This is a genomic window from Williamsia sp. Y853 (assembly GCF_056786495.1).
Genome location: NZ_JBXCJC010000002.1, coordinates 372,715 through 397,965, shown reverse-complemented (window position 1 = coordinate 397,965; position 25,251 = coordinate 372,715). Strand labels below are relative to the sequence as shown.

The 25,251-nt window shown below is 64.5% G+C and carries 22 protein-coding genes, 1 tRNA gene and 1 pseudogene; 8 read left to right on the top strand and 16 right to left on the bottom strand.

The annotated features are described in order from the left end of the window. The first annotated feature begins 2 nt into the window (after positions 1-2). Positions 3-2,054, top strand: a complete 2,052-nt coding sequence (locus AC1TPF_RS13820; RefSeq protein WP_482144444.1) for a neutral/alkaline ceramidase — start codon at positions 3-5, stop codon at positions 2,052-2,054. Positions 2,055-2,083: 29 nt separating this feature from the next. Here AC1TPF_RS13820 and AC1TPF_RS13815 read toward each other — a convergent pair whose 3' ends face one another. The 5 genes from AC1TPF_RS13815 to AC1TPF_RS13795 all read right to left on the bottom strand — a co-directional run bounded on the left by AC1TPF_RS13815 (position 2,084) and on the right by AC1TPF_RS13795 (position 6,771). Next, a complete protein-coding gene (locus AC1TPF_RS13815; protein WP_482144442.1) occupies positions 2,084-2,725 on the bottom strand; it encodes a hypothetical protein in 642 nt (213 codons plus the stop codon). Further along, the gene (locus AC1TPF_RS13810) at positions 2,725-4,317 is read right to left on the bottom strand and encodes a peptide chain release factor 3 (protein ID WP_482138765.1); all 1,593 of its coding nucleotides are present in this window, start codon (positions 4,315-4,317) and stop codon (positions 2,725-2,727) included. The genes AC1TPF_RS13815 and AC1TPF_RS13810 overlap by 1 nt, the downstream gene beginning before the upstream one ends. Before the next feature lie 161 nt (positions 4,318-4,478). Next, positions 4,479-5,495, bottom strand: a complete 1,017-nt coding sequence (locus AC1TPF_RS13805) for a beta-ketoacyl-ACP synthase III (RefSeq protein WP_482138132.1) — start codon at positions 5,493-5,495, stop codon at positions 4,479-4,481. A gap of 98 nt (positions 5,496-5,593) precedes the next feature. Further along, positions 5,594-6,169: an aminoacyl-tRNA hydrolase gene (gene pth / locus AC1TPF_RS13800; protein ID WP_482138133.1), complete on the bottom strand. Its 576-nt coding sequence runs from the start codon at positions 6,167-6,169 to the stop codon at positions 5,594-5,596. Next, positions 6,166-6,771: a TetR/AcrR family transcriptional regulator gene (locus tag AC1TPF_RS13795; RefSeq protein WP_482144440.1), complete on the bottom strand. Its 606-nt coding sequence runs from the start codon at positions 6,769-6,771 to the stop codon at positions 6,166-6,168. The genes pth and AC1TPF_RS13795 overlap by 4 nt, the downstream gene beginning before the upstream one ends. A gap of 80 nt (positions 6,772-6,851) precedes the next feature. Here AC1TPF_RS13795 and AC1TPF_RS13790 point away from each other — a divergent pair, with 80 nt between their 5' ends. Next, entirely contained in the window at positions 6,852-7,916 is a 1,065-nt protein-coding gene (locus AC1TPF_RS13790) for a DMT family transporter (RefSeq protein ID WP_482144438.1), read from the top strand. Between the two features lie 3 nt (positions 7,917-7,919). On the opposite strand, the gene AC1TPF_RS13785 is transcribed toward AC1TPF_RS13790, so the two are convergent. Further along, complete coding sequence (locus AC1TPF_RS13785; RefSeq protein WP_482138138.1) at positions 7,920-8,543, bottom strand: 50S ribosomal protein L25/general stress protein Ctc; 624 nt, start codon at positions 8,541-8,543, stop codon at positions 7,920-7,922. Positions 8,544-8,771: 228 nt separating this feature from the next. Between AC1TPF_RS13785 and AC1TPF_RS13780 the strand changes: the two genes are divergently transcribed. Then, positions 8,772-9,254, top strand: a complete 483-nt coding sequence (locus AC1TPF_RS13780; RefSeq protein ID WP_482138140.1) for a limonene-1,2-epoxide hydrolase family protein — start codon at positions 8,772-8,774, stop codon at positions 9,252-9,254. Positions 9,255-9,337: 83 nt separating this feature from the next. Here the strand turns inward: AC1TPF_RS13780 and arsC are convergent, their stop codons facing one another. Genes arsC through glmU form a run of 3 tightly spaced genes read right to left on the bottom strand, consistent with a single transcriptional unit; the run spans position 9,338 to position 12,172 of the window. Beyond that, positions 9,338-9,679, bottom strand: coding sequence for an arsenate reductase (glutaredoxin) (gene arsC / locus AC1TPF_RS13775; protein WP_482138141.1), 342 nt, complete (start codon positions 9,677-9,679; stop codon positions 9,338-9,340). A 13-nt stretch (positions 9,680-9,692) separates the two neighbouring features. Next, a complete protein-coding gene (locus AC1TPF_RS13770) occupies positions 9,693-10,673 on the bottom strand; it encodes a ribose-phosphate diphosphokinase (RefSeq protein ID WP_482138143.1) in 981 nt (326 codons plus the stop codon). Next, the gene (glmU, locus tag AC1TPF_RS13765; RefSeq protein WP_482144436.1) at positions 10,670-12,172 is read right to left on the bottom strand and encodes a bifunctional UDP-N-acetylglucosamine diphosphorylase/glucosamine-1-phosphate N-acetyltransferase GlmU; all 1,503 of its coding nucleotides are present in this window, start codon (positions 12,170-12,172) and stop codon (positions 10,670-10,672) included. Before glmU ends, AC1TPF_RS13770 begins: the two co-directional genes overlap by 4 nt. A gap of 156 nt (positions 12,173-12,328) precedes the next feature. Between glmU and fabG the strand changes: the two genes are divergently transcribed. Then, entirely contained in the window at positions 12,329-13,084 is a 756-nt protein-coding gene (gene fabG, locus AC1TPF_RS13760; protein WP_482138146.1) for a 3-oxoacyl-ACP reductase FabG, read from the top strand. Positions 13,085-13,239: 155 nt separating this feature from the next. Continuing rightward, a tRNA-Gln gene (locus AC1TPF_RS13755) sits at positions 13,240-13,311 on the top strand. Positions 13,312-13,330: 19 nt separating this feature from the next. On the opposite strand, the gene AC1TPF_RS13750 is transcribed toward AC1TPF_RS13755, so the two are convergent. Further along, positions 13,331-13,555 carry a hypothetical protein gene (locus tag AC1TPF_RS13750; RefSeq protein WP_482144434.1) on the bottom strand — a complete coding sequence of 75 codons (225 nt, stop codon included), beginning with the start codon at positions 13,553-13,555 and terminating at the stop codon, positions 13,331-13,333. Positions 13,556-13,674: 119 nt separating this feature from the next. Between AC1TPF_RS13750 and AC1TPF_RS13745 the strand changes: the two genes are divergently transcribed. Then, the gene (locus tag AC1TPF_RS13745) at positions 13,675-14,346 is read left to right on the top strand and encodes a TetR/AcrR family transcriptional regulator (RefSeq protein ID WP_482138148.1); all 672 of its coding nucleotides are present in this window, start codon (positions 13,675-13,677) and stop codon (positions 14,344-14,346) included. A gap of 11 nt (positions 14,347-14,357) precedes the next feature. Here the strand turns inward: AC1TPF_RS13745 and AC1TPF_RS13740 are convergent, their stop codons facing one another. From AC1TPF_RS13740 to AC1TPF_RS13725, 4 genes are all read right to left on the bottom strand, one after another. Continuing rightward, on the bottom strand, positions 14,358-15,125 hold the full coding sequence (locus AC1TPF_RS13740; RefSeq protein WP_482144712.1) for a dioxygenase family protein: 768 nt from the start codon (positions 15,123-15,125) through the stop codon (positions 14,358-14,360). Between the two features lie 69 nt (positions 15,126-15,194). Further along, positions 15,195-15,719, bottom strand: coding sequence for an N-acetyltransferase family protein (locus AC1TPF_RS13735; protein ID WP_482138150.1), 525 nt, complete (start codon positions 15,717-15,719; stop codon positions 15,195-15,197). Then, positions 15,716-16,609, bottom strand: a complete 894-nt coding sequence (locus AC1TPF_RS13730) for an oxidoreductase (protein ID WP_482144432.1) — start codon at positions 16,607-16,609, stop codon at positions 15,716-15,718. Before AC1TPF_RS13730 ends, AC1TPF_RS13735 begins: the two co-directional genes overlap by 4 nt. Positions 16,610-16,666: 57 nt before the next feature. Then, on the bottom strand, positions 16,667-18,205 hold the full coding sequence (locus tag AC1TPF_RS13725) for a phospholipase C (RefSeq protein ID WP_482138153.1): 1,539 nt from the start codon (positions 18,203-18,205) through the stop codon (positions 16,667-16,669). A 120-nt stretch (positions 18,206-18,325) separates the two neighbouring features. Here AC1TPF_RS13725 and mfd point away from each other — a divergent pair, with 120 nt between their 5' ends. Together mfd and AC1TPF_RS13715 are read left to right on the top strand one after the other, a co-directional pair. Beyond that, entirely contained in the window at positions 18,326-21,946 is a 3,621-nt protein-coding gene (gene mfd / locus AC1TPF_RS13720; RefSeq protein WP_482144430.1) for a transcription-repair coupling factor, read from the top strand. A gap of 34 nt (positions 21,947-21,980) precedes the next feature. Continuing rightward, positions 21,981-22,613, top strand: a pseudogene (locus AC1TPF_RS13715) (nucleoside triphosphate pyrophosphohydrolase); the annotation flags it as partial. Positions 22,614-22,691: 78 nt separating this feature from the next. Here AC1TPF_RS13715 and efeB read toward each other — a convergent pair. Then, positions 22,692-24,020 carry an iron uptake transporter deferrochelatase/peroxidase subunit gene (efeB, locus tag AC1TPF_RS13710; protein ID WP_482144711.1) on the bottom strand — a complete coding sequence of 443 codons (1,329 nt, stop codon included), beginning with the start codon at positions 24,018-24,020 and terminating at the stop codon, positions 22,692-22,694. Continuing rightward, positions 24,017-25,234, bottom strand: coding sequence for an iron uptake system protein EfeO (gene efeO / locus AC1TPF_RS13705; RefSeq protein WP_482144428.1), 1,218 nt, complete (start codon positions 25,232-25,234; stop codon positions 24,017-24,019). Before efeO ends, efeB begins: the two co-directional genes overlap by 4 nt. Positions 25,235-25,251: the final 17 nt, after the last annotated feature.

The following is a 25,251-nucleotide window of genomic DNA, read 5'->3' as shown; positions in this document are numbered from 1 at the left end:
GTATGAACGGTGTTGGACCACAACTGTCGAGGCGTCAGATGCTCGGCACGATGGCCGCGGGCACAGTTGTCGCGGGGGCGAGCGGTACGTTCGGCGCGATCGGTGGGGGTGTGGCCGGAGCCGATCCGGCAGGAGGATATCTGGTGGGTGCCGGTCGCGCCGACATGACCGGTGCCGTGGCCGGGCAAGGGATGATGGGGTATTCGCAACCGGCGCAGGTCGCCGAAGGCCTGCACATGCGGTACTGGGCACGGGCTTACATCATCGTCGACAACGCGACGGGTAACCGGGTCGTTTTTGTCACCGCGGATTCGGCGTGCCTGTTCGAATCGATCCACTTCGGTGTACTGGCGAAGCTGAAGTCGCGGTTCGGTTCGCTCTACACCGCGTCGAACGTCAACCTCAATGCCACCCACAATCACAACTCGTGTGGCGGCACGGCGTGGGACTATGCCTACTCCCTCGCGGCTTTCGGATTCAAGAAGAACTCGTACCAGGCCGAGGTCGACGGTATCTACGATTCGATCTGCCGAGCCCATGATTCGTTGGCGCCGGGGACGATCAGCCTGGGTCGCACCGAACTCCACAACGCGAGCGCACAGCGCTCCCGGTCCGCTTTCGACCTCAACCCCGACCCCGACAAGCGGCTGTTCCCCGGTGCCATCGACCCGGCAGTCACCGTGCTCCGACTCACCCAGGGCGGCAACGACATCGGCGTCATCACGTGGTTCTCCACCCATGGCACGTCGATGGCCGATCACAACAAGTTGATCACCGTCGACAACAAGGGGTACGCCAGCCATCGATGGGAGTTGGCTGATCCGGGTGTGGTGGCAGCATTTCCCCAGACCAACGCCGGCGACATGACACCCAACCTGAATCTGGTGCCGTTTTCGCCGTCGGGTCCGACCAAGGACAATCGGGCCAACTGCGCGATCATCGGCGAACGCCAGTATCAAGCCGGACGGCAGGCGTCTGCGGCCGCATCCGGAATGACCAGGACGGGTGTCGATTCGGTGATCCAGTACGTCGACTTCTCCGATGTCGCCATCGACGGTTCGTACACACCGGACGGCAAGTCCGCCCGTACCTCGCCGGCGATGATGGGTGCCGGTGCGGTGGCCACGAGCACCGAGGACAACTACGAACAACCGTTGCCGTTCTTCTATGAGGGGCAGGTCAATCCGTTGGTCGCGGCAGTCGGTGGCCTCGACGCCCCGATCTCGCCGTGGATTCGAGATGTACAGGCGCCCAAGCTGATCGTTGCACCCCTTGGGTTGCTCCCGCCCTCGCCGTGGATCCCGCAGGTGATGCCGATCCAGATCATGCGAATCGGTGATCTGGTGCTGGCCGCGGCGCCCGCGGAGTTCACGATCGTCTCGGGGCTGCGGGTCCGGCAGATCGTTGCCGGTGCGCTGCGGGTCTCGATCGAGAATGTTCTGCTGCAGGGTTATGCCAACGGTTACAGCCAATACGTGACAACACCCGAAGAGTATGTGGCGCAACAGTATGAAGGTGGTGAAACACAGTTCGGCCGGTGGACGTTGTCGGCATATATGCAGAGTTTCAACAAGCTGGCCGGTGCGCTGGCCGCCGGTACGCGACCGCCGAGTGGACCGGCGCCGCTGAACAAGTCGGGATTCCAGCCGGACCTGGTCCCGCCGCCTCCACCGGATGCACCCGTGGCCGGCCACAGATACGGGGACGTGCTCAAAGCGCCGAAGTCGGGATACCGCGCGGGTGAGACGGTCTCGGTCGAGTTTGTCGGAGCGCATCCGAACAACAACCTGCGCCGGACCGACACCTATCTGGCGGTGGAAGAGTGGGGCGAGGGTCAGTGGCAACGAACACTCGACGACAACGCGTGGTCGACGGAACTACGTTGGTCGCGGCCACCGGGAAGTCTGGATGCCTCGGTGATCACCATCTTGTGGAACACCGATGCGGGAACGTCGGGGCGGTACCGGATCCGGTACTACGGCGATCATCGCACCGGCGCCGGAAAGACCCATGGCTTCACGGGTACATCCACCGCGTTCGACGTCAGAGCCTGAGTCGTAACGCCTTTCCGGGTTCGGTGACTCTATGGTTCGACGGAGAACCATCCCGAGACCGCGGCGGTGGGCAGGGGTGCCGACGTAGACGGTTCGGGTTCTGGGTCATCGAGTGGGGCAAGGGGATTGCCGAACACCGCGGTGACGGTGGGGCAGGAGAACGAGCCTGCGATACCGGCACTCGACAGCGCGGTGAGGTCCATCGAACAGTTGTCGCTCTGGTAGGTGGTTCCGTCGATCGCCACCGCCACCTTGGCGACGACCTTGGTGCGCTGGGTGAGGTTGCCGACGAGCATGTCGATGGTCACGCCGTCCGAACCCGGGCCCTTGAAAAGGAACAGCAGACTGTCGATGGGGACAGCCGGATCAGCGTTGCCCCACCGCGGGAAGCCGTAGCAGCGGGCGCTGTGCCCCGGCACCGTCAGTGACACCGTGGCCGAGCCCGAATCGAAGGCAAAGCCCTCCAGCGTGTGATCGACAGCCCCGCTTGGAGACGTCTCCTGACATCGGGCAGGCGCCACTTCGGCGTTGGCAGGTGACGACGCGATCACCGAGGTGGTCGACGACGACGTCGCGGTGGCGTCGGAGGGTTTGGACCCGTCGCTGCAGCCGGCCAGGATCGTCGCGGCGGTGACGACGCAGGCGGCCAGGACGGAAGCCGACCGTCGCATCAGTCTGCCGCCGCCACCAACGGTTCCAGGGTGAGGTTGGCGTGCTCTTTCTCGATGTACTGCAAACGCCACTTGTCGCTGACCAGAGCGAGCAGGGCACCATCGCTACGGGTGAACACCTCGAGTCCGCGCTGGCGGTTCAGTTCGTCGACGCTGGTCTCGTCGGTGCGGCGGGCCAGCGTGTACGGCAGTGGCTCGAAGCGTGCCTCGATACCGAACTCAGTCTTCATCCGGGCAGCGACGACCTCGAACTGCATGGGGCCGACGGCGGCGAGTACCGGAGCCGCGTCGCCACGAATCTCGTTGCGCAGCACCTGGACCACACCTTCGGAGTCGAGCTGGTCGATCGCCTTGCGGAACTGCTTGTACTTGCCCGCCGACTCGGCCCGGCACACCGAGAAGTGTTCGGGAGCGAACGACGGGATCGGCGGGAACTGCACCTTGACGTCGGTGTACAGCGTGTCGCCGGGTGCCAGCGCCATCGCGTTGACCAATCCGACCACATCACCCGGGTATGCGGTGTCGACCGTCGAGCGGTCGCGGCCGAACACGGCCTGGGCGTACTTGGTGGCAAAGGGTTTGCCGGTCTGCGCGTGGGTGACAACCATCCCGCGTTCGAACACGCCGGACACAATTCGCATGTAGGCCAGGCGATCTCGGTGCGACGAGTCCATGCCGGCCTGCACCTTGAAGACGACGGAACTGAACGGATCGGTGACCTCGCGGACGGTGCCGTCGATCGCGGCCCGGCCCTCGGGTGGGGGAGCGAGCTCGACCAGGGTCTGAAGTAGCTGTCGCACACCGAAGTTGAGCATCGCGGAGGCAAAGATCATCGGTGAGGTCTGTCCGGCCAGGAACAGTTCCTGGTCATGGTCCTGACCCATCGCGGTGAGCAGTTCGCTCTCCTCGACGGCGGTGGTCCATTCGTCGCCCTCTTTGGCCAGCGCGGCGTCGGCATCCAGAAGCTCCTCGGGGGCGATGGTGGCGCCGCCGGCGGTCCGGGTGAAATGGATGTACTCGCCGGTGCGCCGATCGAGCAGGCCGCGGAAATCTCCGGCGATACCCACCGGGAAATACAGGGGTGTGGGAGTCAGGCCGATGCGCTCGGTGATCTCGTCGATGAGTTCGAGTGGCGTCTGGCCCGGGCGGTCCCACTTGTTGATGATCGTGATGATGGGGATGCCACGGTGGCGACAGACCTGGAACAGTTTGAGGGTCTGCGGCTCGAGGCCCTTGGCGGCGTCGATCAACATGACCGCGGCGTCGACGGCGGTCAGTACGCGGTAGGTGTCCTCGGAGAAGTCGGCGTGACCGGGGGTGTCGACCAGGTTGATGACGTTGACCTCGTCGACGTCGGCACCTTCGAGGCGATAGTTGAACTGCAGTGCCGTCGAACTGACCGAGATGCCACGCTGCTTTTCCATCTCCATCCAGTCGGAGACGGTGGAACGGCGGCCGGCCTTGCCATGTATGGCACCGGCCTCGCTGATCATCCGGGCATGCAGCGCCAACGCCTCGGTCATCGTCGACTTACCGGCGTCGGGGTGGGAGATGATCGCGAAAGTGCGGCGCCGCGCCACCTCGCGGGTCACTGCGGCGCGACTGGGTGCAGAACCGGTACCGGACGACGTGCTGACTTCAGAACTCACGAGGAAAGGCTACAGACCTCGCCCTATGCAGGACCAATCGCCACATCCGGCAAACCCCTCGTCGACCGCGCTGAAAGACTCCGCGGTCGACGAGGCATTCGCGGTTATTCGAAGGGGACGGGCGGGAGTTTGACCACCTGGGCGGCGTAGCTCAGGCCTGCGCCGTAACCGAGGAGCAGTGCGGTGTCGCCGGGCTTGGCCTTGCCGGTGGACAGCAGATCTTCCATCGCCAGCGGAATCGAGGCGGCCGAGGTGTTACCGGTGTGCTCGATGTCGTTGGCGACCACAGCGCCTTCGCGCAGTTTGAGGCCGCGGGCGAGCAGGTCGTTGATCCGTGAGTTGGCCTGGTGCGGGACGAACACGTCGAGTTCCTGCGCGTCGACTTTGGCGGCCTCGAGGGCGCGCTGAGCGACCTTGCCCATTTCGAACGCGGCCCAGCGGAAGACGCTGGTGCCTTCCATGCGCAGGTACGGGCGCTGCACGCGGTCGCCTTCGAGGAAGGTCAGCCAGTCGATGTCCTGGCGGATGGCGTCGTACTGCGAACCGTCGCTGCCCCAGATCACCGGGCCGACGCCCTGTTCTTTGGTGGCACCGAGGACAACGGCACCGGCACCATCGCCGAAGATGAAGCAGTTGCCGCGGTCGGTCATGTCGAGGGCGACCGAGAGTTGTTCCGACCCGATGACGAGAACACTCGTGGCACTACCGGCACGGATCATGTCGGCGCCGATGCCCATGGCGTACCCGAAGCCCGCACAACCGACGGTCACGTCGAAGGCCGGGACGCCGTTGGCGCCCAGAGCGGTGGCGACGGCGGTGGCCGCGCCCGGGGTCAGCAGCAGGTGCGTGTTGGTGGCCACGATCACCGCGTCGATGTCCGACCCGCTGAGCAACGCGTTGGCGATGGCCTTGCGGCCAGAGTCGATGGCCATCGTGGTGGCGGACTCGCCGGGGGCGCAGAACCGCCGGGACTTGATGCCGGTGCGGGTGTAGATCCACTCATCGCTGGAATCGATGTGCTCGCAGATCTCCTCGTTGGTGACCACACGATCAGGTCGATAGGCGCCGATACCGAGAATCCCGACGTTGTTGATTCCGGTTTGGTCAGCGATGACTGGCATTCGATTCCTCTTCTCAGTGCGGGCTTGATCTGTGTATCGGCCTGCAGGTGGTGCTTGTAACAGGCTAGTTCAATCTCGGGGCGACGACGGAGATCGCCTCACCAGGCATGGACGCGGTTCTGTGCGTCTTCCAGGCTGTACTCAATCAGCAACTCGATCGCGTCGGCGGCATTTTCCAGCAGGAGGGGCACTTCGGCCCGTTCGGTGCTGGAGAAGGGTTTGAGAACAAAGTCGGCGGGATCCTGCCTGCCCGGCGGACGACCGACACCCAGACGCACCCGCAGGTAATCCTTGGTTCCCAGGACCTGCGAGATCGACCGCAGACCGTTGTGGCCACCCTCGCCGCCACCACGTTTGAGGCGGACCGCACCGAAGTCGATGTCGAGTTCGTCGTGCACCACGATCAGCGATTGTGGTGGGGCCGAATAGAAGGCTGCCAGCGGCCCGACCTGGCGACCGGACTCGTTCATAAAGCAGGTGGGCTTGGCCAGGACGACCTGTTTTCCGGCCAGACGGCCCACGGCCACGGCGGTACCGGACTTCTTGTGGACCTTGAACTTCTCGCCGAGCTTGCCAGCCAGATGGTCGATGGCCATCGCGCCCACATTGTGGCGCGTCTTCTCATAGCGGCTGCCGGGATTGCCCAGACCGACAATCACGATGGGATCTGTCACCGGGCCATTCTGTCATCCGGTGTCAGAAGGACCTCGGCGGTCCGGCGTGCGAGCGCGCAGGCATCGCTCTGGGCCCCTGCGGTCCGGGAGACGATGCTGCCCTCATGGAGCAGTGTGAGTTGTCCGGCGAGGACGTATGGCTCGGCGTATCCGCCTGCAGTGCAGATGTATTCGAACAGATCACGCACCCAGGTCTTCTCCTCGACGATCACCGCGACGCCGGGATGCTCGGTGCCGCCGAGCTCGGCGTATGCGTTGATGAATCCGCAGCCGCGGGTCCAGGTGCCCATCCATTGGTCGGTGGCGTCGAACACCGCGAGTGCCTGGTCGCGCCCGGGGGAGTGTTCGGCGATGACATCGAGCACCAGGGACCGCCAGCGCAGGCTCCGGCGACGCAGATACGCCACGATCAGTCCGTCCTTGGACCCGAACCGGTCGTAGATCGTCTTCTTGGTGGTCCCGGCTGCCTCCGCGATCGATTCGACGCCCACCGCGTGGATTCCGCGGCCGTAGAACAGGGTCCCGGCGGCGGTCAGGATGCGGTCGGCGGCCGGTGTCATCGGCGCCTCGCTCGGCAGTTGCAGTGCGGCGACAGTGGTCATCGGGTTCCTCCGAACGTCGGGCAGAGATGTAGCTCACATATCCACTGCAAGTATACCGACCGGTGTGTTTACCTGACCCAATGGTCAAAGCATCCATCCTGCTGGTGCTCATGTGGAGCTCGGGATACCTCGGCGCCGAACTCGGTGCCAGGTATTCGTCGTGGCATATGTTGCTCGCCTGCCGTTTCGTACTCGCCGCGGTGCTGCTGATCGGGTTCTGCGTGTTCCGGGAGTGGCGGAGACGTAGCGCAGCGGAGCTCGACCCGTGGCGGAGACGTAGCGCAGCGGAGCTCGACTGCGTGCGGAGACGTAGCGCAGCGGGGCTCGACCAGTGGACGGTGACTCGACGGGGGTTGGCCCGGCAGGCTGCGCTGGGTGTGGTGATGCAGGGGATGTATCTCAGTGCGATCGGCGCCGCCGTCCAGGCCGGGCTCAGTGCCGGGATCACCGCCCTGATCTGTTCGCTGCAACCGCTGGTGGTCGCGGCCTGTGCCTTCCCGCTTCTCGGGGTGCGGATCGGGCGGCGGGAATGGTGCGGTCTTGCGGTCGGCATAGTCGGTGTCGGCCTGGTCGTCGGCGGAAAGCTGAACACCGGCGGCGCGCCGTGGTGGGCATTTCTGCTCTGCGCTTTGGGGATGTTGGCGTTGACCGGTGGCACTCTGGCGCAACGAATACTGAACGCGCCGGAGCCGATGGCGGTGGCGCTGGCCGTTCAGTGCACGGTTGGCGCGGTTTTGTTCTGGTCTGTGAATGTGGTTGTGGGCGACATGATTCCGCCCGTCACCATCGAGTTCGCCGGGTCGGTGGTCTGGGTTGTTGCATTGTCGACCTTCGGCGGTTGGGGTGCCTACTTCTGGGTGAACCGCGAGGCAGGCCCGGTGCTCTCGAGCACCCTGCTCTTGCTGGTTCCGCCCGCGACGATGTTGATCGCCTGGCCGATGTTCGGTGAGGCGATCGGGCGATGGGAGATCGTCGGAGTGGTGGTCAGCGCGGTCGGGGTGGCGATCAAACTGCTCGGCACATCGGGCGAGAAGGCATCCGGCAAGAAGCAGGCAGGAGAAAAAACTCCGGCCCGCAACACCGAAGTGTGCGGGCCGGAGAAGTTGCAGACGGAGCCGGAGCTGTCGCAGACCTGGCGGGAGTGATCCCTACTCGGCGGCGGGGGCTGCGTCGGCGGCTGCTTCAGCGGCATCCTCGGCATCCGTCGTGGTGTCGGCGGTCTGTGCCTCGTTGACGGCAACGATCAGCGTCTCGGGATCGGAGACCAGGGTGACACCCTCGGGCAGTTCGATGTCACCGGCGGTGATGGTGCTGCCGCCGCTCAGGCCCTCGACCGAGATGACGAGGTGCTCGGGGATCGACAGTGCGTCGGCCTCGATCTCGATGCTGCTGGCATCGTTGGTGACCAGGCTGCCGGGGGTGGGGTCGCCCTCGACCAGGATGGAGACCTCGACCGTGACCTTCTCGCCCTTGCGGATGACGACGAAGTCGGTGTGCTCGATGTAGTTGCGGATCGGGTGAACGTCGACCTGCTTGGGCAGAGCCAACTGCAGCTCGCCCTCGATGTCGAGTTCGATGATGGCGTTGAGGCCGTTGTTACGCAGGATGGCTGCGAAGTCGCGGGCCGGGACGGTCAGGTGCTTGGGGTCGGTGCCGTGGCCGTACAGAACGGCGGGGACGTTGCCGGCGCGACGTGCGCGACGAGCGGCGCCCTTGCCCTTTTCGGTGCGGAGGGTGACAGAGAGCTTGCTGGCGGTATTGGCGGTTGCCATGAGATGACTCCTCGATCGGGTGGTGGATTCGGGCCCGACAAGAAAATCGATGACAGCCACAGTGCACCCTGGAGGGAGAACTACGCCGCGCCGATTACGGTGACCATGGATCACCCTCGCCGAGACAACGGCGCAAACTATACCGGTAGCTGCCCCGGAATCCCACTTCGCCTGATCTACCTGCGGTTTCCGGGCGCCAACGGGGCCGTTGGCGTAGTCTCGGGCGGCATGACGGGGAACACAGAATCAGAGATCACGCAGGCGGGGAGCGTTCCGGTGGCAACGACGCCGTCCGACACGGCCCGGAATTTTCTCGACGCGCTCGCGCTGGGTGACCACGTGGCGGCGTTGGCATTGGTCGATCCGGACATCGAATACGCGAATGTCGGTTACAGCTTCATGCGCGGCAAGAAGCGACTGGCCAAACTTTTTCAGGCGATGAACAAAACGCGCATGGGTTTCAGCGTGAAGTGGGTCAACATCACGGCCAACGGACCGGTTGTGATCACCGAGCGGGTCGACGAAATCGCGTTGGGCAAACTCCGGATGCAGTTCTGGGTCTGCGGCCGATTTGAGGTCGAAGACGGTCTGATCACGGTGTGGCGTGACTACTTCGACCTTGTCGACTTCATCAAGGCATCAGTGCGCGGGCTGGTGGCGATCGCGTTTCCGCGGATCCAGAAGCCGCTGCCGAAGCCGGTGCAGCCCTAGGCTGCACAGATAAAAGCACACCGTCCAGTCAAAAACACACGTTGCAACGTGTGCTTATGACTGGACGGTGTGCTTTTGTGCGACTAGAGAATCTCGTCGACCGATTCGACCGGGCGGGCCAACCGGGTGCCCTTGTCGGTCACCACAAACGGCCGCTCGATCAGGATCGGGTTGGCGGCCATGGCATCGAGAAGCTGATCGTCGGTGGCGTCGGCGAGGTCGAGTTCTTTGTACAGCGACTCGCGCTTGCGCACCGCTGCGGAGACCTCGATACCGGCGTCGGAGATCATCTTCTCGAGTTCGGCCCGCGTCGGCGGCTCCTCGAGGTACTTCACGATGGTTGGTTCAACCCCGGCATCACGCAAGTGCTGCAACGTCTTTCGTGACGTCGAACATTTGGGATTGTGATAGATCGTAGCCGCCATCGCGTCTGTACTCCTATGCGCTTCCGTTGAAAAGACTTGTCACCGATCCGTTTTCGAAGACCTCGCGGATTGTACGGCCAAGCAGCGGTGCGATGGAGAGCACGGTGAGGTTGTCGAACCGCTTCTCCGGCCCGATCGGCAGGGTGTCGGTGGCGATGACCTCGCGGGCGCCACAGTTGGCCAGCCGCTCGGCTGCCGGATCCGAGAAGACGCCGTGGGTGGTGGCGATGACGACGTCGCCTGCGCCGGCATCCCGCAGGACCTGCACCGCGCCTGCGATGGTGCCGCCGGTGTCGATCATGTCGTCGATCAGCACGCAGGTGCGGCCGGCGACGTCACCGACAACCCGATTCGACTTCACCTGGTTCGGCACCAGCGGATCGCGGGTCTTGTGGATGAACGCCAACGGTGCGCCGTCAAACGAGTCGGCCCACTTCTCGGCAACGCGCACGCGGCCGGAGTCCGGCGAGACGATGGTGATGTTGGCGGTGCCGTACTTGCCCTTGACGTACTCGGACAGCTGGCCCTGGGCGTGCATGTGGTCGACGGGTCCGTCGAAGAAGCCCTGGATCTGGTCGGTGTGCAGGTCGACCGTGATGATGCGGTCGGCGCCTGCGGTCTTCAGGAGGTCGGCCACCAGTCGGGCGGAGATGGGCTCGCGTCCACGGTGCTTCTTGTCCTGGCGGGCGTAGGGGTAGAACGGCAGGACAGCGGTGATGCGCTTGGCCGATCCGCGCTTGAGCGCGTCGATCATGATCAGCTGTTCCATCAGGTGCTGGTTGAGCGGGAACGGGCAGCTCTGCAGCACGAAAGCGTCCGAGCCACGCACCGACTCCTCGAAGCGCACGAAGATCTCACCATTGGCGAAATCGCGGGCGGTTTGGGGGGTCACCTCGATGTCGAGCTCTTTTGCGACCGCTTGGGCCAGCTCGGGATGTGCACGACCAGAGAACAGCATGAGGTTCTTCTGATTGTGGGTGGTGGTCCAGGTCACAGCGAGTCACTTTCTTGTTGCACGTTCTCGGTGGCGGAGAGTGCATCGGCAGCAGCTTGTGCCGATGGCGTACCAGGCCGCTTGGCCTGCACCCAACCGTCGATATTCCTCTGTTTCCCACCGGAGACCGCGAGGGCTCCGGGGGGCACATCCTGCGTCAAGACGGTACCTGCTCCGGTGTAGACGCCATCACCGACATTGAGGGGTGCAACAAACATGGTGTCCGAACCGGTTCGGCAATGTGCCCCAATTGTGGTATGGCTCTTGTTCACCCCGTCGTAGTTCACGAAAACGCTCGAAGCGCCGATGTTGGTGCCCTCACCGATGGTCGCGTCGCCGACGTACGTCAGATGCGGCACCTTGGCGCCCTTACCGATCTTCGCGTTCTTCGTCTCGACGAACGTCCCGATCTTGCCTGCCTCACCGAGAACTGAACCCGGACGCAAGAATGCGAAAGGTCCGACCTGCGTGTTTGCACCGATGATCGACTCGGATCCTTGGGTCCGGATGATCGACGCACCGGCGCCCACGGTGACGTCGGCCAGGGTGGTGTCGGGACCGATCTCGGCGCCGGTGGCAACAGTGGTCTGCCCCAGTAGCTGGGTCCCGGGTGCGATGGTGACGTCGGCGTCGATCGTGACGTCGACATCAACCCAGGTGGTGGCCGGATCGATGATCGTGACACCGCCGAGCATGTGGCCCGCCAGGATTCGCCGGTTCAGCTCGGCTCCGAGTGTTGCCAACTGCAGTCGGTCGTTGCAGCCGGCAACGAGGGCGGCATCGTCGATGTGCTTGGCGCGCACCACCTTTGAATGCCGGTTGGCGATCTCTATGACGTCGGTCAGGTACAGCTCGTGCTGCGCGTTGTCGGGGGACAGTTCCGCGAGTGCGCTCCGCAACGTGGTGGCGTCGAACGTATAGACGCCGGAGTTGACCTCGGTGATGCGGAGCTGCTGCTCGGTTGCGTCCTTCTGCTCGACGATCGCCGTGACGGCTCCGTCCTGGGTACGCAAAACGCGCCCATATCCGGTCGGATCGGGCGCGGTCGACGTGAGAACTGTCACTGACGCGGCGGGGGTGCTGGTGTGGTCTTCGATGAGATCGCTCAGCGTCGGGCCGTCGAGGAGTGGGACGTCGGCAGCGGTGACGAGCACGGTGCCGTCGAAGTCGGCGGGCAGTGCCGCGAGACCGGCCCGGACGGCGTCGCCGGTGCCGTTCTGCTGCTCTTGAACCGCGGTAGGGATGTCGCGGCCGAGGGTGGCGGCGATCTCATCGCAGGCGGCGCTGACCTTCTCTCGATCGTGGCCGACCACGACAACAAGGTGATCAGGTTCGATGCCGGATGCGGCGTGCAGCGCGTGGGACAGCAGCGAGCGCCCAGCGATGGCGTGCAGGACCTTCGGGGTTGCCGACTTCATGCGGGTGCCTGCGCCTGCGGCAAGGACCAGGACGGCGGTTGGCCCGGGGGCCGAGCGCGCGGATTCAGGTGCCACGGACATGGGACTCCCTTGGCGGTTGGAGGCGGGGAACGGCCCGATCCTACGCACCTTTCGGGGGCGCTTGATACAACTGGTGGACCATCGGCAGGGCGTTGGACCGTTGTAGACCGGTCACCTGGCGATCGTTATCCGAAGTTCTTCGACAAGGGAGTTGTTGTGAGCGAGCAGAGAACAGCGATCGTCACCGGCGCGGCACGTGGGATCGGTGCAGCGGTTGCGAAACGTCTGTCGGCCGACGGATATGCCGTGGCGGTCCTGGATCTCGACGAGTCGAGTTGCGGTGACACCGTCAAGGCGATCACCGATGCCGGTGGCAAAGCGATCGCCGTCGGCGCCAACGTTGCCGACGAGGCTGCCGTTGCCGCTGCCGTCGAGAAGGTGGCCGGCGAGCTGGGCGCCCCGACCATCCTCGTCAACAACGCCGGTATCACCCGCGACAACATGTTGTTCAAGATGTCGGTCGACGACTGGGATTCGGTGATGAACGTCCACCTGCGTGGCGCGTTCCTGATGTCGCGGGCCGTGCAGCAGCACATGGTCGCGGCCAAGTTCGGCCGGATCGTCAACCTGTCGAGTGTGTCGGCCCTCGGTAACCGTGGTCAGGCGAACTACTCCGCGGCCAAGGCGGGCATGCAGGGATTCACCAAGACCCTCTCGATCGAGCTCGGCAAGTTCGGTGTGACGGCCAACGCCATCGGACCGGGTTTCATCGAGACCGAGATGACCGCGGCGACCGCCGAGCGTGTCGGCGTGCCGTTCGAGGACTACAAGGCTGCAGCGGCGTCCCAGATCCCGGTTGCCCGGGTCGGCCAGCCCGAGGACATCGCGCACACCGTGTCGTTCCTGGCGAGCGAAGGTGCCGGGTTTGTCACCGGCCAGGTCATCTACGTCGCAGGCGGCCCCCGCGACTGATCGACCCTGCTTCCCGCAAACGATCCACCTTTGCGAAGACGCTCCGCAAATATGTGGAGCGTCTTCGTAAATCCGGAGCGTCTGCGACGTTAATGTCGGGCGCCGCGAGCCGGTTGTGGGTTCCGATGAGTCTCATGGCACAATCGTGAGCGCAATCCGCCATGGTGTAATCGGCAACACTCCTGATTTTGGTTCAGGTATTCCAGGTTCGAGTCCTGGTGGCGGAGCAACGTATTGACCGGGCGACTACCGCGCGCGGAACAGTGGGTAGGCCTCGACCGAGGCGATCGTTCCGGTTGGCCCCACCGCCCAGTGTTCGAGTTTCCAGCCCTCGGACTCGATTGCTGTGATCAGCTCGGCCCACTTCTTCGCGTTCCCGCCGAGTTCTGGCGTGAAGACCACTTCGTTGTTGTGCCGTGCTTCGCGTGCAGCGGTACGAATCTTGTCGTTCTTGTTCTGCCCAAATGCCATCGCACGAATCTATCCGTCCAGTCGGCGAGGCAGGCCCGACCGCGCCGGGATCTAACTGATTTGAAACGGGTCCGCATATAGTTGGACTCGATGTCCATTTTTTTGAGGGAAAGGCGACGATGACAGTCGATCGCCCGACCAGCAAGGCAGATCAGGTCCAGCGGGTACCGCGTGCGCGGATGACGGGTCCACAACGGCGTCATCAGCTGATCGAGGTCGCCAGGGGACTGTTCGCCGAACGGGGCTTCGAGGCAACAGCTGTCGAGGAGATCGCGCAGCGCGCAGGTGTCTCCAAACCTGTTGTGTATGAACACTTCGGCGGTAAAGAGGGTCTGTATGCGGTGATTGTCGACCGCGAGATGGAGACCCTCCTCGAGATGATCACGTCGTCGCTCAGCAAGAACCGGTCGCGGTACCGCGTGCAACAGGTGGCGCTTGCGCTGCTGACCTACATGGAAGACCGCACCGACGGCTTTCAGATCCTGATGCGCGGTCCTTCTACGGCAGGCGACTCCGGCAAGTATTCAAGTCTGCTGAACGACGCCATCAGCCAGGTCGAGCACATTCTGGGTGAGGATTTCGAGCGTGGTGGCCGCGATCCGGCGCTGGCGCCCCTGTATGCGCAGGCGCTGGTCGGTATGGTCACGTCCACTGCTCAATGGTGGCTCGGTGTGCGGGAGCCCTCCAAGGAGGTCGTTGCCGCGCATCTGGTCAATCTCTGCTGGAACGGCCTGGTCAATCTGGAGGCCGAGCCGCACCTGGTCACACCGAACGACCCGCCCTCGAAGTGACCGTTGTCGCCTCAGGCCAGCTGTAGGCTCCGCTTGCTCAGGCCCATCCAGAACCCGTCGACGGCCTGGTCGCCCTTCTGCTCGGGATTGTCGCTGGCGCCGAGGGCGACGAACAACGGGGACCAGTGTTCGACGGTCGGATGCGCATACGGCATGCCCGGTGCCACCTCACGGAATCGAACCAGCGACTCCACATCGCCCGCGGCAAAACGCTCACCCGCCCAGGCATCGAACTCTTTGGACCACGTCGGCGGCGTGGCGTTCGGCCGCATGTCGCGCAGAAACTGCAGACCGTGGGTGGTGAAACCGGAACCGATGATCAGCACGCCCTCGTCGCGCAGCGGCTTGAGCCGGCGTCCGAGGTCGAGAAGTTGTTCGGGGTCGAGGGTCGGCAGGGAGATCTGCAAGACCGGGATCTGCGCTTCCGGGTACATCACAGTCAGCGGAACATAGGCGCCGTGGTCGAGGCGTCGACCCCGATCGTGGCGGACGGCCTGCTTGTCGGGCATCAACGCCTCGATCCGGGCGGCCAGGTCGACGGCGCCCGGGGCGTCGTAGCGCACGCGGTAGTAGTGCTCGGGGAAGCCGCCGAAGTCGTAGGTCAGCGGCACGGTGGAATCGGTGGCGCCGATGGTCAGTGGCGCAGACTCCCAGTGGGCCGACACCATCAGGATCGCGGTGGGGGTGGGCAGGTCCGCCGACCACTGTTCGAGCTCGCCGACCCAGCGGGCATCGTCCACCAGCGGGGGAGCGCCATGGCTCAGGAACAGGGAAGGCATACGCGTCACGGACATGATTCTACCAACCGGACCACGGTCCGTTTTGTTCCCCGGCTGGGATCGGGCAGTTCAGACGGGAGGCTGATCCGAATCGACGACGTCGTACTGCATCACGATGCAGTCCACCCAGGAACCGTGTTTGAAGCCGATCCGCAGTAGGCGGCCGGTTTCGTAGAACCCGGCTTTGGCGTGCAGCGGTACCGAACCCGAACCCGGGATGTCCGCGATCACCGACACGATCCGATGGGCCGGTGAGTCTTTCACCGCGTCGAGAAGTCCGGTCAGCAACGTTGCCCCGTACCCCTTGCCGGTATACGCCGGGCTCAGGTAGATGGTGTTCTCGACGGTCCACGCGTATGCCTGCTTGGGCCGGTAGTGGGCTACGTACGCGAACCCGACCACCACGTTGTTCTCGTTCTCGGCCACCAGAAAAGGAAAGCGCTCGGAGATCAGGTTGGCGCGCTTGATCTTCCACTCGGCGGCGGTCGGTGCGACGTAATCGAAGGTGACGACCGTGTGGTCGACGTAGTGCTTGTAGATGGCAGCGACGTCGACACAGTCGGGTGCGGTGGCCTGCCGCAGGGTGACCGTCATAGGGGATACCTCGTGTCGGTTGCGAACTCGGCAAGTTCCCAGAGCAATCCCGCCGTACGGGTGTCGCAGGCCGCCGCGGATCGACCGACCAGCACCGGGGCGCCGCGCAATCCGAACGGTCCATCCGGCCCGACGTATGACCCCGACGGGATGTCCGGGGTCAGCGCCCGCAGCGTGATCGCGGCGCCTTCGGCCGGGGTGTTGGCCAGGAGCCTGCCCGCGCCTGCGATCACACTGTCGACCGCCCGCAATCCGGTGACGCCGAGGATCCCGGTGGTGGCCCACCCCGGGTGCGAGATGGCGGTGCTCGTCAGCGACCCGGACTTGCGCAGGCGGCGATCGAGTTCGAGTCCCCAGAGCATGTCCGCGAGTTTGGATTGCGCGTACGCCGCCGGACGACTCCAGGCGCGTCGCTCGAAATGAGGATCGTCGAGATGGATCTGTCCGGTTTTGTGTGAGCTCGAGCCGACGATCACCACCCGGTCGCGGATCTGCGGCAGGAGCAGGTTGGTCAACGCAAACGGGCCGAGAAAGTTTGTGCCGAACGATGTTTCGAAGCCGTCGACCGTGAAGCCGTGCTCCCGCGCCATGACGCCGGCGTTGTTGACGAGGATGTCGATGTCACCGAGACCGTCTGCACAACGCCGAACCGACGACAGGTCGGCCACATCGAGTTCGATGACCTCGGCGTGCGCACCGGCGGTGTCGGCAGCGATCTCGGCGGCACGTTCCTTACCGCGATCGACGTCCCGAACGGCAAGGACCACGTGGGCGCCGACACGCGCCAGACCCCGTGCGGTCTCCCAGCCCAGACCGTTTGTCGCACCGGTGACCACGATTCGCTTGCCGTCCAAGTGCGGTAGTTTGGCTGCCGACCAGCGTGACTTCATGCAGTCACAATAATGGGCCGACCGGGCGCCGGTTCGAACGTTCCGATGATCAACCGGTCACACCAACCCGCTCGGGGCCGGGCGCGATCCCGGTTCCTGTGTGGGCATGCGATTGGGCGGCACCGGGTAGGGCGCGCCCAGGTTGATGAATCCGGCGGCCACGTTGGGCCCGCACTGTGCCGCCGCCAACTGGACCCGCGGTATCGGGTCCATCAAGGCGGGCTTGGTCGGATCGGGCCTGGCACCGAAGTTGAAGGCCGAGGTCATGTCGCCGGTGACGCTGCGGCGCCACGGCGTCAGGTTGGGAACCTCGACACCGAACCGGGTTTCGAGCAGGCGTAGTTGCGAGGTGTGGTCAAAGGTCTCCGACGCCACCAGGCCACCACGGCTGTACGGCGAGATGACAAGTCCCGGAACGCGATACCCGAGCCCGATCGGGCCGCGGATGCCCTCGGACGACGAGACCGCATTGATGTCGGGGACGGTGACGTACTCGCCGGGAGTGCCCGGGGGCGCGGTCGGCGGTGTGACGTGATCGAAGAAGCCGCCGTTCTCGTCGTAGCTGATGATCAGGGCGGTCTTTTCCCAGACCGCGGGGTTGGACGTCAGGATGTCGAGTACCTGCACGATTCCCACGGCACCGAGTGCGGCGGGTAGCGCGGGATGTTCGCACTCGAGCAGGTTGGGGACCACCCACGACACGGAGGGCAGCCTGTTCGCCGCGACGTCAGCGGCGAAGTCTGCGGGATAGGACGGCTGGATACCGCGACGGTTGAGCTCGGAATCGACATCGGCCGCCTGGGTGAAACAACCCATCATGCCGTCGAGCAACACCGAGGAGATGGGGCCGAAGTCTTTGCTGTTGTAGATCTTCCAGCTGACACCGGCCTCACCGAGGTTCTCCGGCATCGTCCGCCACGAGTAGACGAACTTCGGGAGCAGCGTGGGTGTCTCCAGGAGCGGGCCGCCGTGGGTACCGTCCGGATCGATCGACGCGCTCAACCAATAGAGCCTGTTCGGGTCGGTCGGGCCGATCACCGAGGCGTGATAGTTGTCGCAGATGGTGAAGGCGTCTGCCATCTGAAAATGGACCGGGATGTCTTCGCGCAAATAGTGACCCATCAACGCGGGAGCATTTCCCGGGCCCACCGAGTTGATGGACATGGGCAGCCAGCCGTCGTTGCGTCCACCGTTCCATGCCGCGTGCAGGCCCGCCCAGGAATGGTCCGGGTCGTTGATGCACTCGCCGTCCAGGCTCGCGCCGCTGTTGGTGTCGAGTCGGAACGGCATCGTGTAGCCGGTATTTGTCGGTCCGACGCCGGGGGCCCAGCCACGCTGCTTCCAGGCATCCGACGGATCGTCGAAGCCGCGGACACCCTGCAGTGTTCCGAAATAGTGGTCGAACGAACGGTTCTCCTGCATGAAGAAGACAAAGTGTTCGATGTCGTCCAGCGATCCGGTTCCACCGGGATCGGCCGCGTAGGCGCGGTCGATGATCGGGTTGGCCCATGATGCGAGAAAGGTGGCGCCGCCCACCGCGGCGACGCGGGCGAAGAAATCACGTCGGTTCATGCCGGCGAACGGGCTGGTAGACATCGGAATCTCCTTCTGGGAACCCGCTCACTCTAAGGGCGATCGACCGGTTGTGTGCGACGTTCAGCTGAACATCGGGTGCTCGTGGTCATCGTTGGTTCCGCGCACCCGTAAACTGTTCGTGTGACTGGGCCTTCTGCTGCAATTTTCACCGGACAGCTATCTGGTTTGGCCCAGATCGCGGCCTCGGACGCCGCGCTGACGGGGGTGACCGGGCAACTCGGAACCCCTGAACTCGAACTGGTGGGACCGCCTGCGGCGCGACCGTTCCTCGTCTCCGCGCTGGCAGCCGCCGCGTCGAAGCCGCTGCTCGTGGTCACCGCGACCGGACGCGAGTCGGACGAACTGACCGCACAGCTGCGCGACATCATCGGCAAGCGGGTGACGCAGTTCCCGTCATGGGAGACGTTGCCGCACGAGCGGTTGTCGCCGTCGGTGGACACCGTCGGTCAGCGGTTGCGGGTGCTGCACCGGCTGCGTCACCCCGACGAGGAGAGTTTCGGTCCGCCGTTGAAAGTGGTGGTGACGACTGTTCGTTCACTGGTGCAGCCATTGGCACCCGGGTTGGGTGATCTGGATTCCATCACCTTGCGCGAGGGTGCCGAGACCGACTTCGACGCCGTGATCGCGAAGCTGGTCGAGTTGGCTTACGCCCGCGTCGACATGGTCGGAAAACGGGGTGAGTTCGCGGTCCGCGGCGGCATCCTGGACGTCTTCCCGACCACCACCGACTACCCGGTTCGTGTGGAGTTCTGGGGCGACGAGATCACCGAACAACGGGCCTTCTCGGTGGCCGATCAGCGGAGTCAGCCCGAAGTCGACATGAAGCTCGTCCACATCCATCCCTGCCGCGAACTGTTGTTGACCGACGGTGTGCGGGCTCGGGCAGCCGACCTCGCAGTCGACATGGCCGCGGATTCGTCGGTGGTCGAGATGCTGACAAAGCTCTCCGAAGGTGTCTCCACCGAGGGGATGGAAGCGCTCATTCCCGCGCTGGTCCCCGGTCAGATGCAACTGCTCACCGAGGTGATGCCGGTTGGTACCCACGTGGTCATCCTCGATCCCGAGAAAGTCCGGACGCGGGCATCCGATCTCGCCCGGACCGGAGCAGAGTTCCTCGAGGCATCCTGGACTGCGGCCGGTGGCGGCGGGCTGGCGCCGGTCGACCTCGGTTTGTTGCACCTCGAGGACAGTTCCTACCGCTCGCTGGACGAGGTACACGAACAAACCCTTGCCGCGCAGCGCACCTGGTGGACGTACAGCTCGATCGGAATCGGTAACGAGCTGACATTGACGCCTGGTCCGGCGCCCCGCGGCGACGAGAAAGAAATCGCCAAGACCTTCGCCGGGCTGCGGGCGCACGTCGCCTCCGGCGGTCGGGCAGCGGTGGTCTCGCCCGGTGCCGGTACCGCCGACCGCATCGTCGAACGGCTCGGAGAGGCCGAAGTTCCGGTGCGCCATGCTGATTCGGGTGCGACTCCGGAACCGGGCATCGTCACGGTCCTGCGGGGCTCGCTGTCGGCGGGTTTGGTGCTGCCCGACGCGGAACTGGTGATCATCACCGAATCCGACCTCACCGGTGCCAGGATCACCGGGGCTCAGGACGGTCGCCGGCTCCCGGCGAAACGTCGCAACCAGGTCGACCCACTGGCACTGAGTGCCGGCGACATGGTGGTCCACGATCAGCACGGCATCGGCAAGTTCGTCGAGATGATCGAGCGCACCATCGGCGGTGCGCGGCGTGAATACCTGGTCATCGAATACGCGCCGAGCAAGCGTGGTCACCCCGGCGACCGGCTGTTCGTCCCGATGGATTCGCTCGATCAGCTGTCCCGGTATGTCGGTGGCGAGACGCCGTCGCTGTCGAAACTCGGTGGCTCTGATTGGCAGAACACAAAACGTAAGGCGCGCAAGGCTGTTCGCGAGATCGCCGGCGAGCTGGTGCAGCTGTACGCGGCCAGGCACGCCGCGCCGGGTTATGCGTTCGAGCCCGACACCCCGTGGCAGCGGGAGATGGAAGACGCGTTCGGGTTCACCGAGACGATGGACCAGCTCACCGTCATCGGTGAGGTCAAGGCGGATATGGAACGCCCCGTCCCGATGGATCGTGTTGTGGTCGGCGACGTCGGCTACGGCAAGACCGAGATCGCGGTCCGAGCGGCGTTCAAGGCCGTGCAGAGCGGTAAGCAGGTCGCTGTTCTGGTGCCCACAACCATTCTGGCGCAACAGCATCTGCAGACCTTCACCGATCGTATGCGGGAGTTCCCGGTGACGATCGCCGGTCTGTCCCGGTTCACCGACCCGGGTGATTCCCGCAAGGTCATCGAGGGCATGGCCGATGGCACGGTCGACATCGTCATCGGAACCCATCGCCTGCTGGCCACCGGAATCCGATGGAAGGACCTCGGACTGGTGGTGGTCGACGAAGAGCAACGCTTTGGTGTCGAGCACAAGGAGCACATCAAATCGTTGCGGACGCACGTCGACGTCCTCACCATGTCGGCGACGCCGATCCCGCGAACCCTCGAGATGTCGATGGCAGGCATCCGCGAGATGTCGACCATCTTGACGCCTCCGGAGGAGCGACATCCGGTGCTCACCTATGTGGGTGCCTACCAGGACAAGCAGGTCGCGGCGTCAATCCGGCGTGAGCTGCTGCGGGACGGACAGGTCTTCTTCGTTCACAACCGGGTCAGCACCATCGACAAGACGGCGGCCGCGATCCGGGAGATGGTCCCGGAGGCCCGGGTTGTCGTCGCCCACGGACAGATGGGGGAGGACCTCCTCGAACGCACCGTCACCGGATTCTGGGACCGTGAGTACGACGTTCTGGTGTGTACCACCATCATTGAAACCGGTCTCGACATCTCCAACGCCAACACCCTGATCGTCGACCGGTCCGAGGTCCTGGGCCTGTCGCAGCTACATCAGCTGCGCGGACGCGTCGGTCGAAGCCGGGAACGTGGCTACGCCTACTTCCTCTACAACGGCGAAAAGACACTCACCGAAACGGCACACGAGCGGCTGGCGACCATCGCACAGAACAATGATCTCGGTGCGGGTATGGCCGTGGCGCTCAAGGACCTCGAGTTGCGTGGTGCAGGCAACGTGCTCGGTGCCGAACAGTCCGGACACGTCGCGGGGGTCGGCTTCGACCTCTACGTACGGTTGGTCGGCGAGGCCGTCGAGGCCTACCGCGCGGCGGCCGACGGCAGGCCGATCGCCATGGAGGAAGAGAAGGAGGTGCGGGTCGACCTACCGGTCGATGCGCACATCCCACCCGACTACGTCGATTCCGATCGTCTGCGGCTCGAGGCGTATCGAAAGTTCGCGTCGGCGAACACCGACGAAGAGCTCACCGGAATCGTCGAGGAACTGCTCGACCGCTACGGCCCGCTGCCCGAAGAGGTCCTGCGCCTGGTGTCGGTTGCCAAATTGCGTTTGCTGGCCCGTCAGCTCGGTGTCACCGAGGTCGGGATCGCAGGCAACCAGTTCAAGGTGTCGCCGCTGAAACTGCTCGATTCACAACAGGTTCGGCTCAAGCGGCTGTATCCGTCGGCAACTTACCGCGGCACCACCGGGGTGGTCGGGATCCCGATTCCGCGCACCGGTGGAGTCGGCAGCGACCGGGTGCGCGACGTCGAACTCGTCCAGGTCGTCGCGGATCTGCTGCTGGTCATCGACGGCCGCAATCCGGGCAGCGTCAACATGCGTGTGGCGGCCGGTCAGGGTGCCGATGTCTGATCAGGCCAAAGACGTCGACGCGTCGGGTCGGCAACCGAGCGGTTGGGAGTTGTTGGCGTCGGTCGAGTTGATGGACCGGCTTCGCCTCGACGGTCCGTGGGAGCGTGATCAGACCCACGAGTCGCTGCGTCGCTATCTGGTGGAGGAGACCTACGAACTCCTCGATGCGATCGACTCCGGCGACCGTGATCATCTGCTCGAAGAACTCGGCGACATCTTGTTGCAGGTGCTGTTCCACGCGCGGATCGCCGCTGACCGCGCCGAAGACCCTTTTGACATCGACGATGTGGCACGGGCTTTCACCAACAAGGTGTCGGCGCGCACCCAAGGGGTGCTCAGCGGTGAGCGCATCGATCTGCAGACCCAGCTCGACGAGTGGGAGTCGCGGAAGGCCGCCGAGAAGGCGCGCGGATCGGTGCTCGACGGTATCGCCACCAATCAGCCGTCACTCGCCTTGACTCAGAAAGTGCTCGAAAGGCTTGCCGCGGCGGGCTTCCCGGCAGATCTGATCCCGACCGAGGTTACCGAGGTGCGAATCACCGCCGACGGACCCAGCGTCGAAGATCAGCTGCGCCGCAATGTCCTGGCATTCATGGCCGACATCCGCATCGCCGAAACCACAGCCCCCAAGACCGCTGACGACTGGCGCACCCACTTCCCCCGCTGACCCAATAGTGTGCCCTTTTGGCGGCGCTCACCTGGGGAAACGCTCGCCAAAAGGGCACACTATCGGGGTTCGGGGGCGCTATTCGAACAGGTGCTGGCCCCAGTATTCGCCTTCGGATAGTCCTGGGGGACAGGCGAACAAGGCTGTTCCGGTGTGCATGAGATATTCCATCATCGCGTCCTTGGACGCCAGCGCTCGTTGCATCGGGACGAACTGGGTATGGGCGTCGCGGCAGTAGGCGATGAAGAACAGACCCGCGTCGAGGTGCCCGAATCCGTCGGAACCATCGGTGAAGTTGTAGCCGCGACGCAGGATTCGTACACCCCCGAGATTATCCGGATGGGCAAGGCGCACATGGGCATTGCGGGGCACGAGTGGGCCGGCACCGTCGCTGATGTTGAAGTCCATCGCATCGAACTCGTCGACCTTGCCCAGTGGGGCCCCGTTGCCCTTGAAACGTCCGACGATTTGTTCTTGTTCGAGCAGCATCGCCCGGTCCCAGGGTTCGATGTCCATCCGGATCCGCCGGGCCACCAGGTACGAACCGCCGGTCATCCACTGGGCGGTCGGCGGGTTGTCGCTCTCGGCAACCCAGACGTGCGCGTCGAGCGCCTCGGTGTCATCGGATTTGATATTCGCGGTTCCGTCTTTGAATCCGAACATGTTTCGCGGCGTGGCCTGTGCCGTGGTGGTGGACGACGTACGTCCGAACCCCAACTGCGACCAGCGCACGCTGACCACCCCGAACCCCATCCGGGCCAGGTTTCGGATGGCGTGGACGGCGACCTGGGGGTCGTCGGAGCAAGCCTGCACACCGATGTCGCCGAAGCTGCGAGAACGCTCGATGGCATCGGCCACAAACGCCGGGAGATCGGTGAGCGCGGCCGGCTTGCGGTCGGCGATACCGAATCTGTCCGGGCCGGTGGGGTTTGCGGCACTGGGGCCGAACAGTCCTGGTCCGAATCCGATGGTGATCGTCAGTGACGACGCCGACAAGCCCAGGGCCTCACCGGTATCGGCAGGCGGCGTGTAGTCGCCCATGCCGAGCGCACCGCCCTCGACGGTGTCCAGCCCCCGCGTCATACGCTCTGCGGCCGCGGTCCACCGTTTGAGCATGTCGATCAGCTCGTCGCGGTTGTCGGTGATGACGTCGAACGACGCGAAATGCAGTCGGTCCTGGGCCTCGGTGACGATGCCTGCCTGGCGTGGTCCGTAGAACGGGACGACGTGATCGGCCGGATCGCCACTCGGTTCGGACGCTGTGGCGCGGCCGACGGCGACACCGCCGACCGCTGCTATGGCAGCCGCACCCACCCCGGCAGCGCCGAGCACCGCGCGGCGGCTGACGCCGGTGCGCTCGGTCGGCTGACCCGGGGTGGGTGCGGTTCCGTCTGCTTCGGTCACTATTGCGTCATCACCAACCCGGGAACCAACGACAGCGACTGCGAGAGTGCATCGATCTGATCGGAGAACGCCTTGCGGGCCTCTTCCGGAACCTGATCGTACGACTGATAACCGTCCGCCGTCTGATACTCCTCAATGGATGCGCGCACTGCCGCGAACTGCGCGGTGATCTTGTCCATCAACTCGGGGTTCTTGGCTGCGATGATGGGTTGCATTGCCGCGATGAGGGTTTCGGATCCATCGACGTTGGCCGCAAAATCCCACAGGTCGGTGTGGCTGTAGCGGTCTTCCTCGCCGCCGACCTTGGTGGCCGCGACCTCATCGATCAATGCCTGCGGGCCCTTTACGAACGAACCGGTCTCGAAGACGAAGTCGGGTTTGTCGACCTCGGCCTTGAGCGCGTTGACGTTGGCCAGCAACTCATCGGCCGCCTTGTCGGCTTCGGCCTTGTTGTCGGTCGCCAGGGCGTTGTCGAAGTCGGCCTGGGTCACATCGCCCGGGTTCTCGCCGATGTCGCTTGTCTGCGGTGCCCACAGGAAGCGCTCGATGCGGTGGAATCCCGTGAACGGCGCGGCGCCGTCTTCGGTGTCGTCCCAGCGCATGTCGATCGCGGGATCGAGATCGGGGAACGACTCGGCAACCGGCTCGATGCGTTCGTAGAAGGTACGCGTTTGACCGAACTGCGCCCTCGCGGCGTCGAGGTCACCGGACTTGATCGCCGCGACGAACACGGCGGTTTGATCGGCAAACCCGTTGACCTGCCCGCGGACGTAGTCGAGATAGGAGGCCTTGGCCTGCTCGACATCGGCCGGAACCTTCGCCTTCTCCTTGGTTTCGCCGGTCACGTTCAGCGCTTCACGGATACCGGTTCCGACCATCCCGGGCTTGCAAGCGGTCTCGTAGGTGCCCGGCTCCACGATCTCGACCGTCAATTTGCCGGTCAATCCGGGCCCGATGTTCTCGACCTCACCGAGCACGCGATTGTTGTTGCCGTACACGTAGAACTCGGTGATCTTGTTGCCGTTGTTCGTGACGTTGAACGACACGTTCCCCGTCTTGGCGTCCGAGGTCGCGAGATCGCAACTCGAATCGGTCGAGGTGACGGCGATATCGCCTTCAGAGGCCTCGGCCTTCTCGGTACAGGCCGCCAAGACGAGCGGGCCGACGACTGCCGCGCACAGCAACGCCACGGCCTTCGCGGATCGGGTTGGGTTCATATGGGGTGGAGCCTTTC

Coding starts and splice junctions, on each gene's coding strand:
- AC1TPF_RS13820 (WP_482144444.1), top strand. CDS start 3: ATGAACGGTGTTGGACCACAACTGTCGAGGCGTCAGATGCTCGGCACG.
- AC1TPF_RS13815 (WP_482144442.1), bottom strand. CDS start 2,725: ATGCGACGGTCGGCTTCCGTCCTGGCCGCCTGCGTCGTCACCGCCGCG.
- AC1TPF_RS13805 (WP_482138132.1), bottom strand. CDS start 5,495: ATGCCAGTCATCGCTGACCAAACCGGAATCAACAACGTCGGGATTCTC.
- AC1TPF_RS13795 (WP_482144440.1), bottom strand. CDS start 6,771: ATGACCACTGTCGCCGCACTGCAACTGCCGAGCGAGGCGCCGATGACA.
- AC1TPF_RS13790 (WP_482144438.1), top strand. CDS start 6,852: ATGGTCAAAGCATCCATCCTGCTGGTGCTCATGTGGAGCTCGGGATAC.
- AC1TPF_RS13785 (WP_482138138.1), bottom strand. CDS start 8,543: ATGGCAACCGCCAATACCGCCAGCAAGCTCTCTGTCACCCTCCGCACC.
- AC1TPF_RS13780 (WP_482138140.1), top strand. CDS start 8,772: ATGACGGGGAACACAGAATCAGAGATCACGCAGGCGGGGAGCGTTCCG.
- arsC (WP_482138141.1), bottom strand. CDS start 9,679: ATGGCGGCTACGATCTATCACAATCCCAAATGTTCGACGTCACGAAAG.
- glmU (WP_482144436.1), bottom strand. CDS start 12,172: ATGTCCGTGGCACCTGAATCCGCGCGCTCGGCCCCCGGGCCAACCGCC.
- AC1TPF_RS13750 (WP_482144434.1), bottom strand. CDS start 13,555: ATGGCATTTGGGCAGAACAAGAACGACAAGATTCGTACCGCTGCACGC.
- AC1TPF_RS13745 (WP_482138148.1), top strand. CDS start 13,675: ATGACAGTCGATCGCCCGACCAGCAAGGCAGATCAGGTCCAGCGGGTA.
- AC1TPF_RS13740 (WP_482144712.1), bottom strand. CDS start 15,125: ATGCCTTCCCTGTTCCTGAGCCATGGCGCTCCCCCGCTGGTGGACGAT.
- AC1TPF_RS13735 (WP_482138150.1), bottom strand. CDS start 15,719: ATGACGGTCACCCTGCGGCAGGCCACCGCACCCGACTGTGTCGACGTC.
- AC1TPF_RS13730 (WP_482144432.1), bottom strand. CDS start 16,609: ATGAAGTCACGCTGGTCGGCAGCCAAACTACCGCACTTGGACGGCAAG.
- AC1TPF_RS13725 (WP_482138153.1), bottom strand. CDS start 18,205: ATGTCTACCAGCCCGTTCGCCGGCATGAACCGACGTGATTTCTTCGCC.
- efeO (WP_482144428.1), bottom strand. CDS start 25,234: ATGAACCCAACCCGATCCGCGAAGGCCGTGGCGTTGCTGTGCGCGGCA.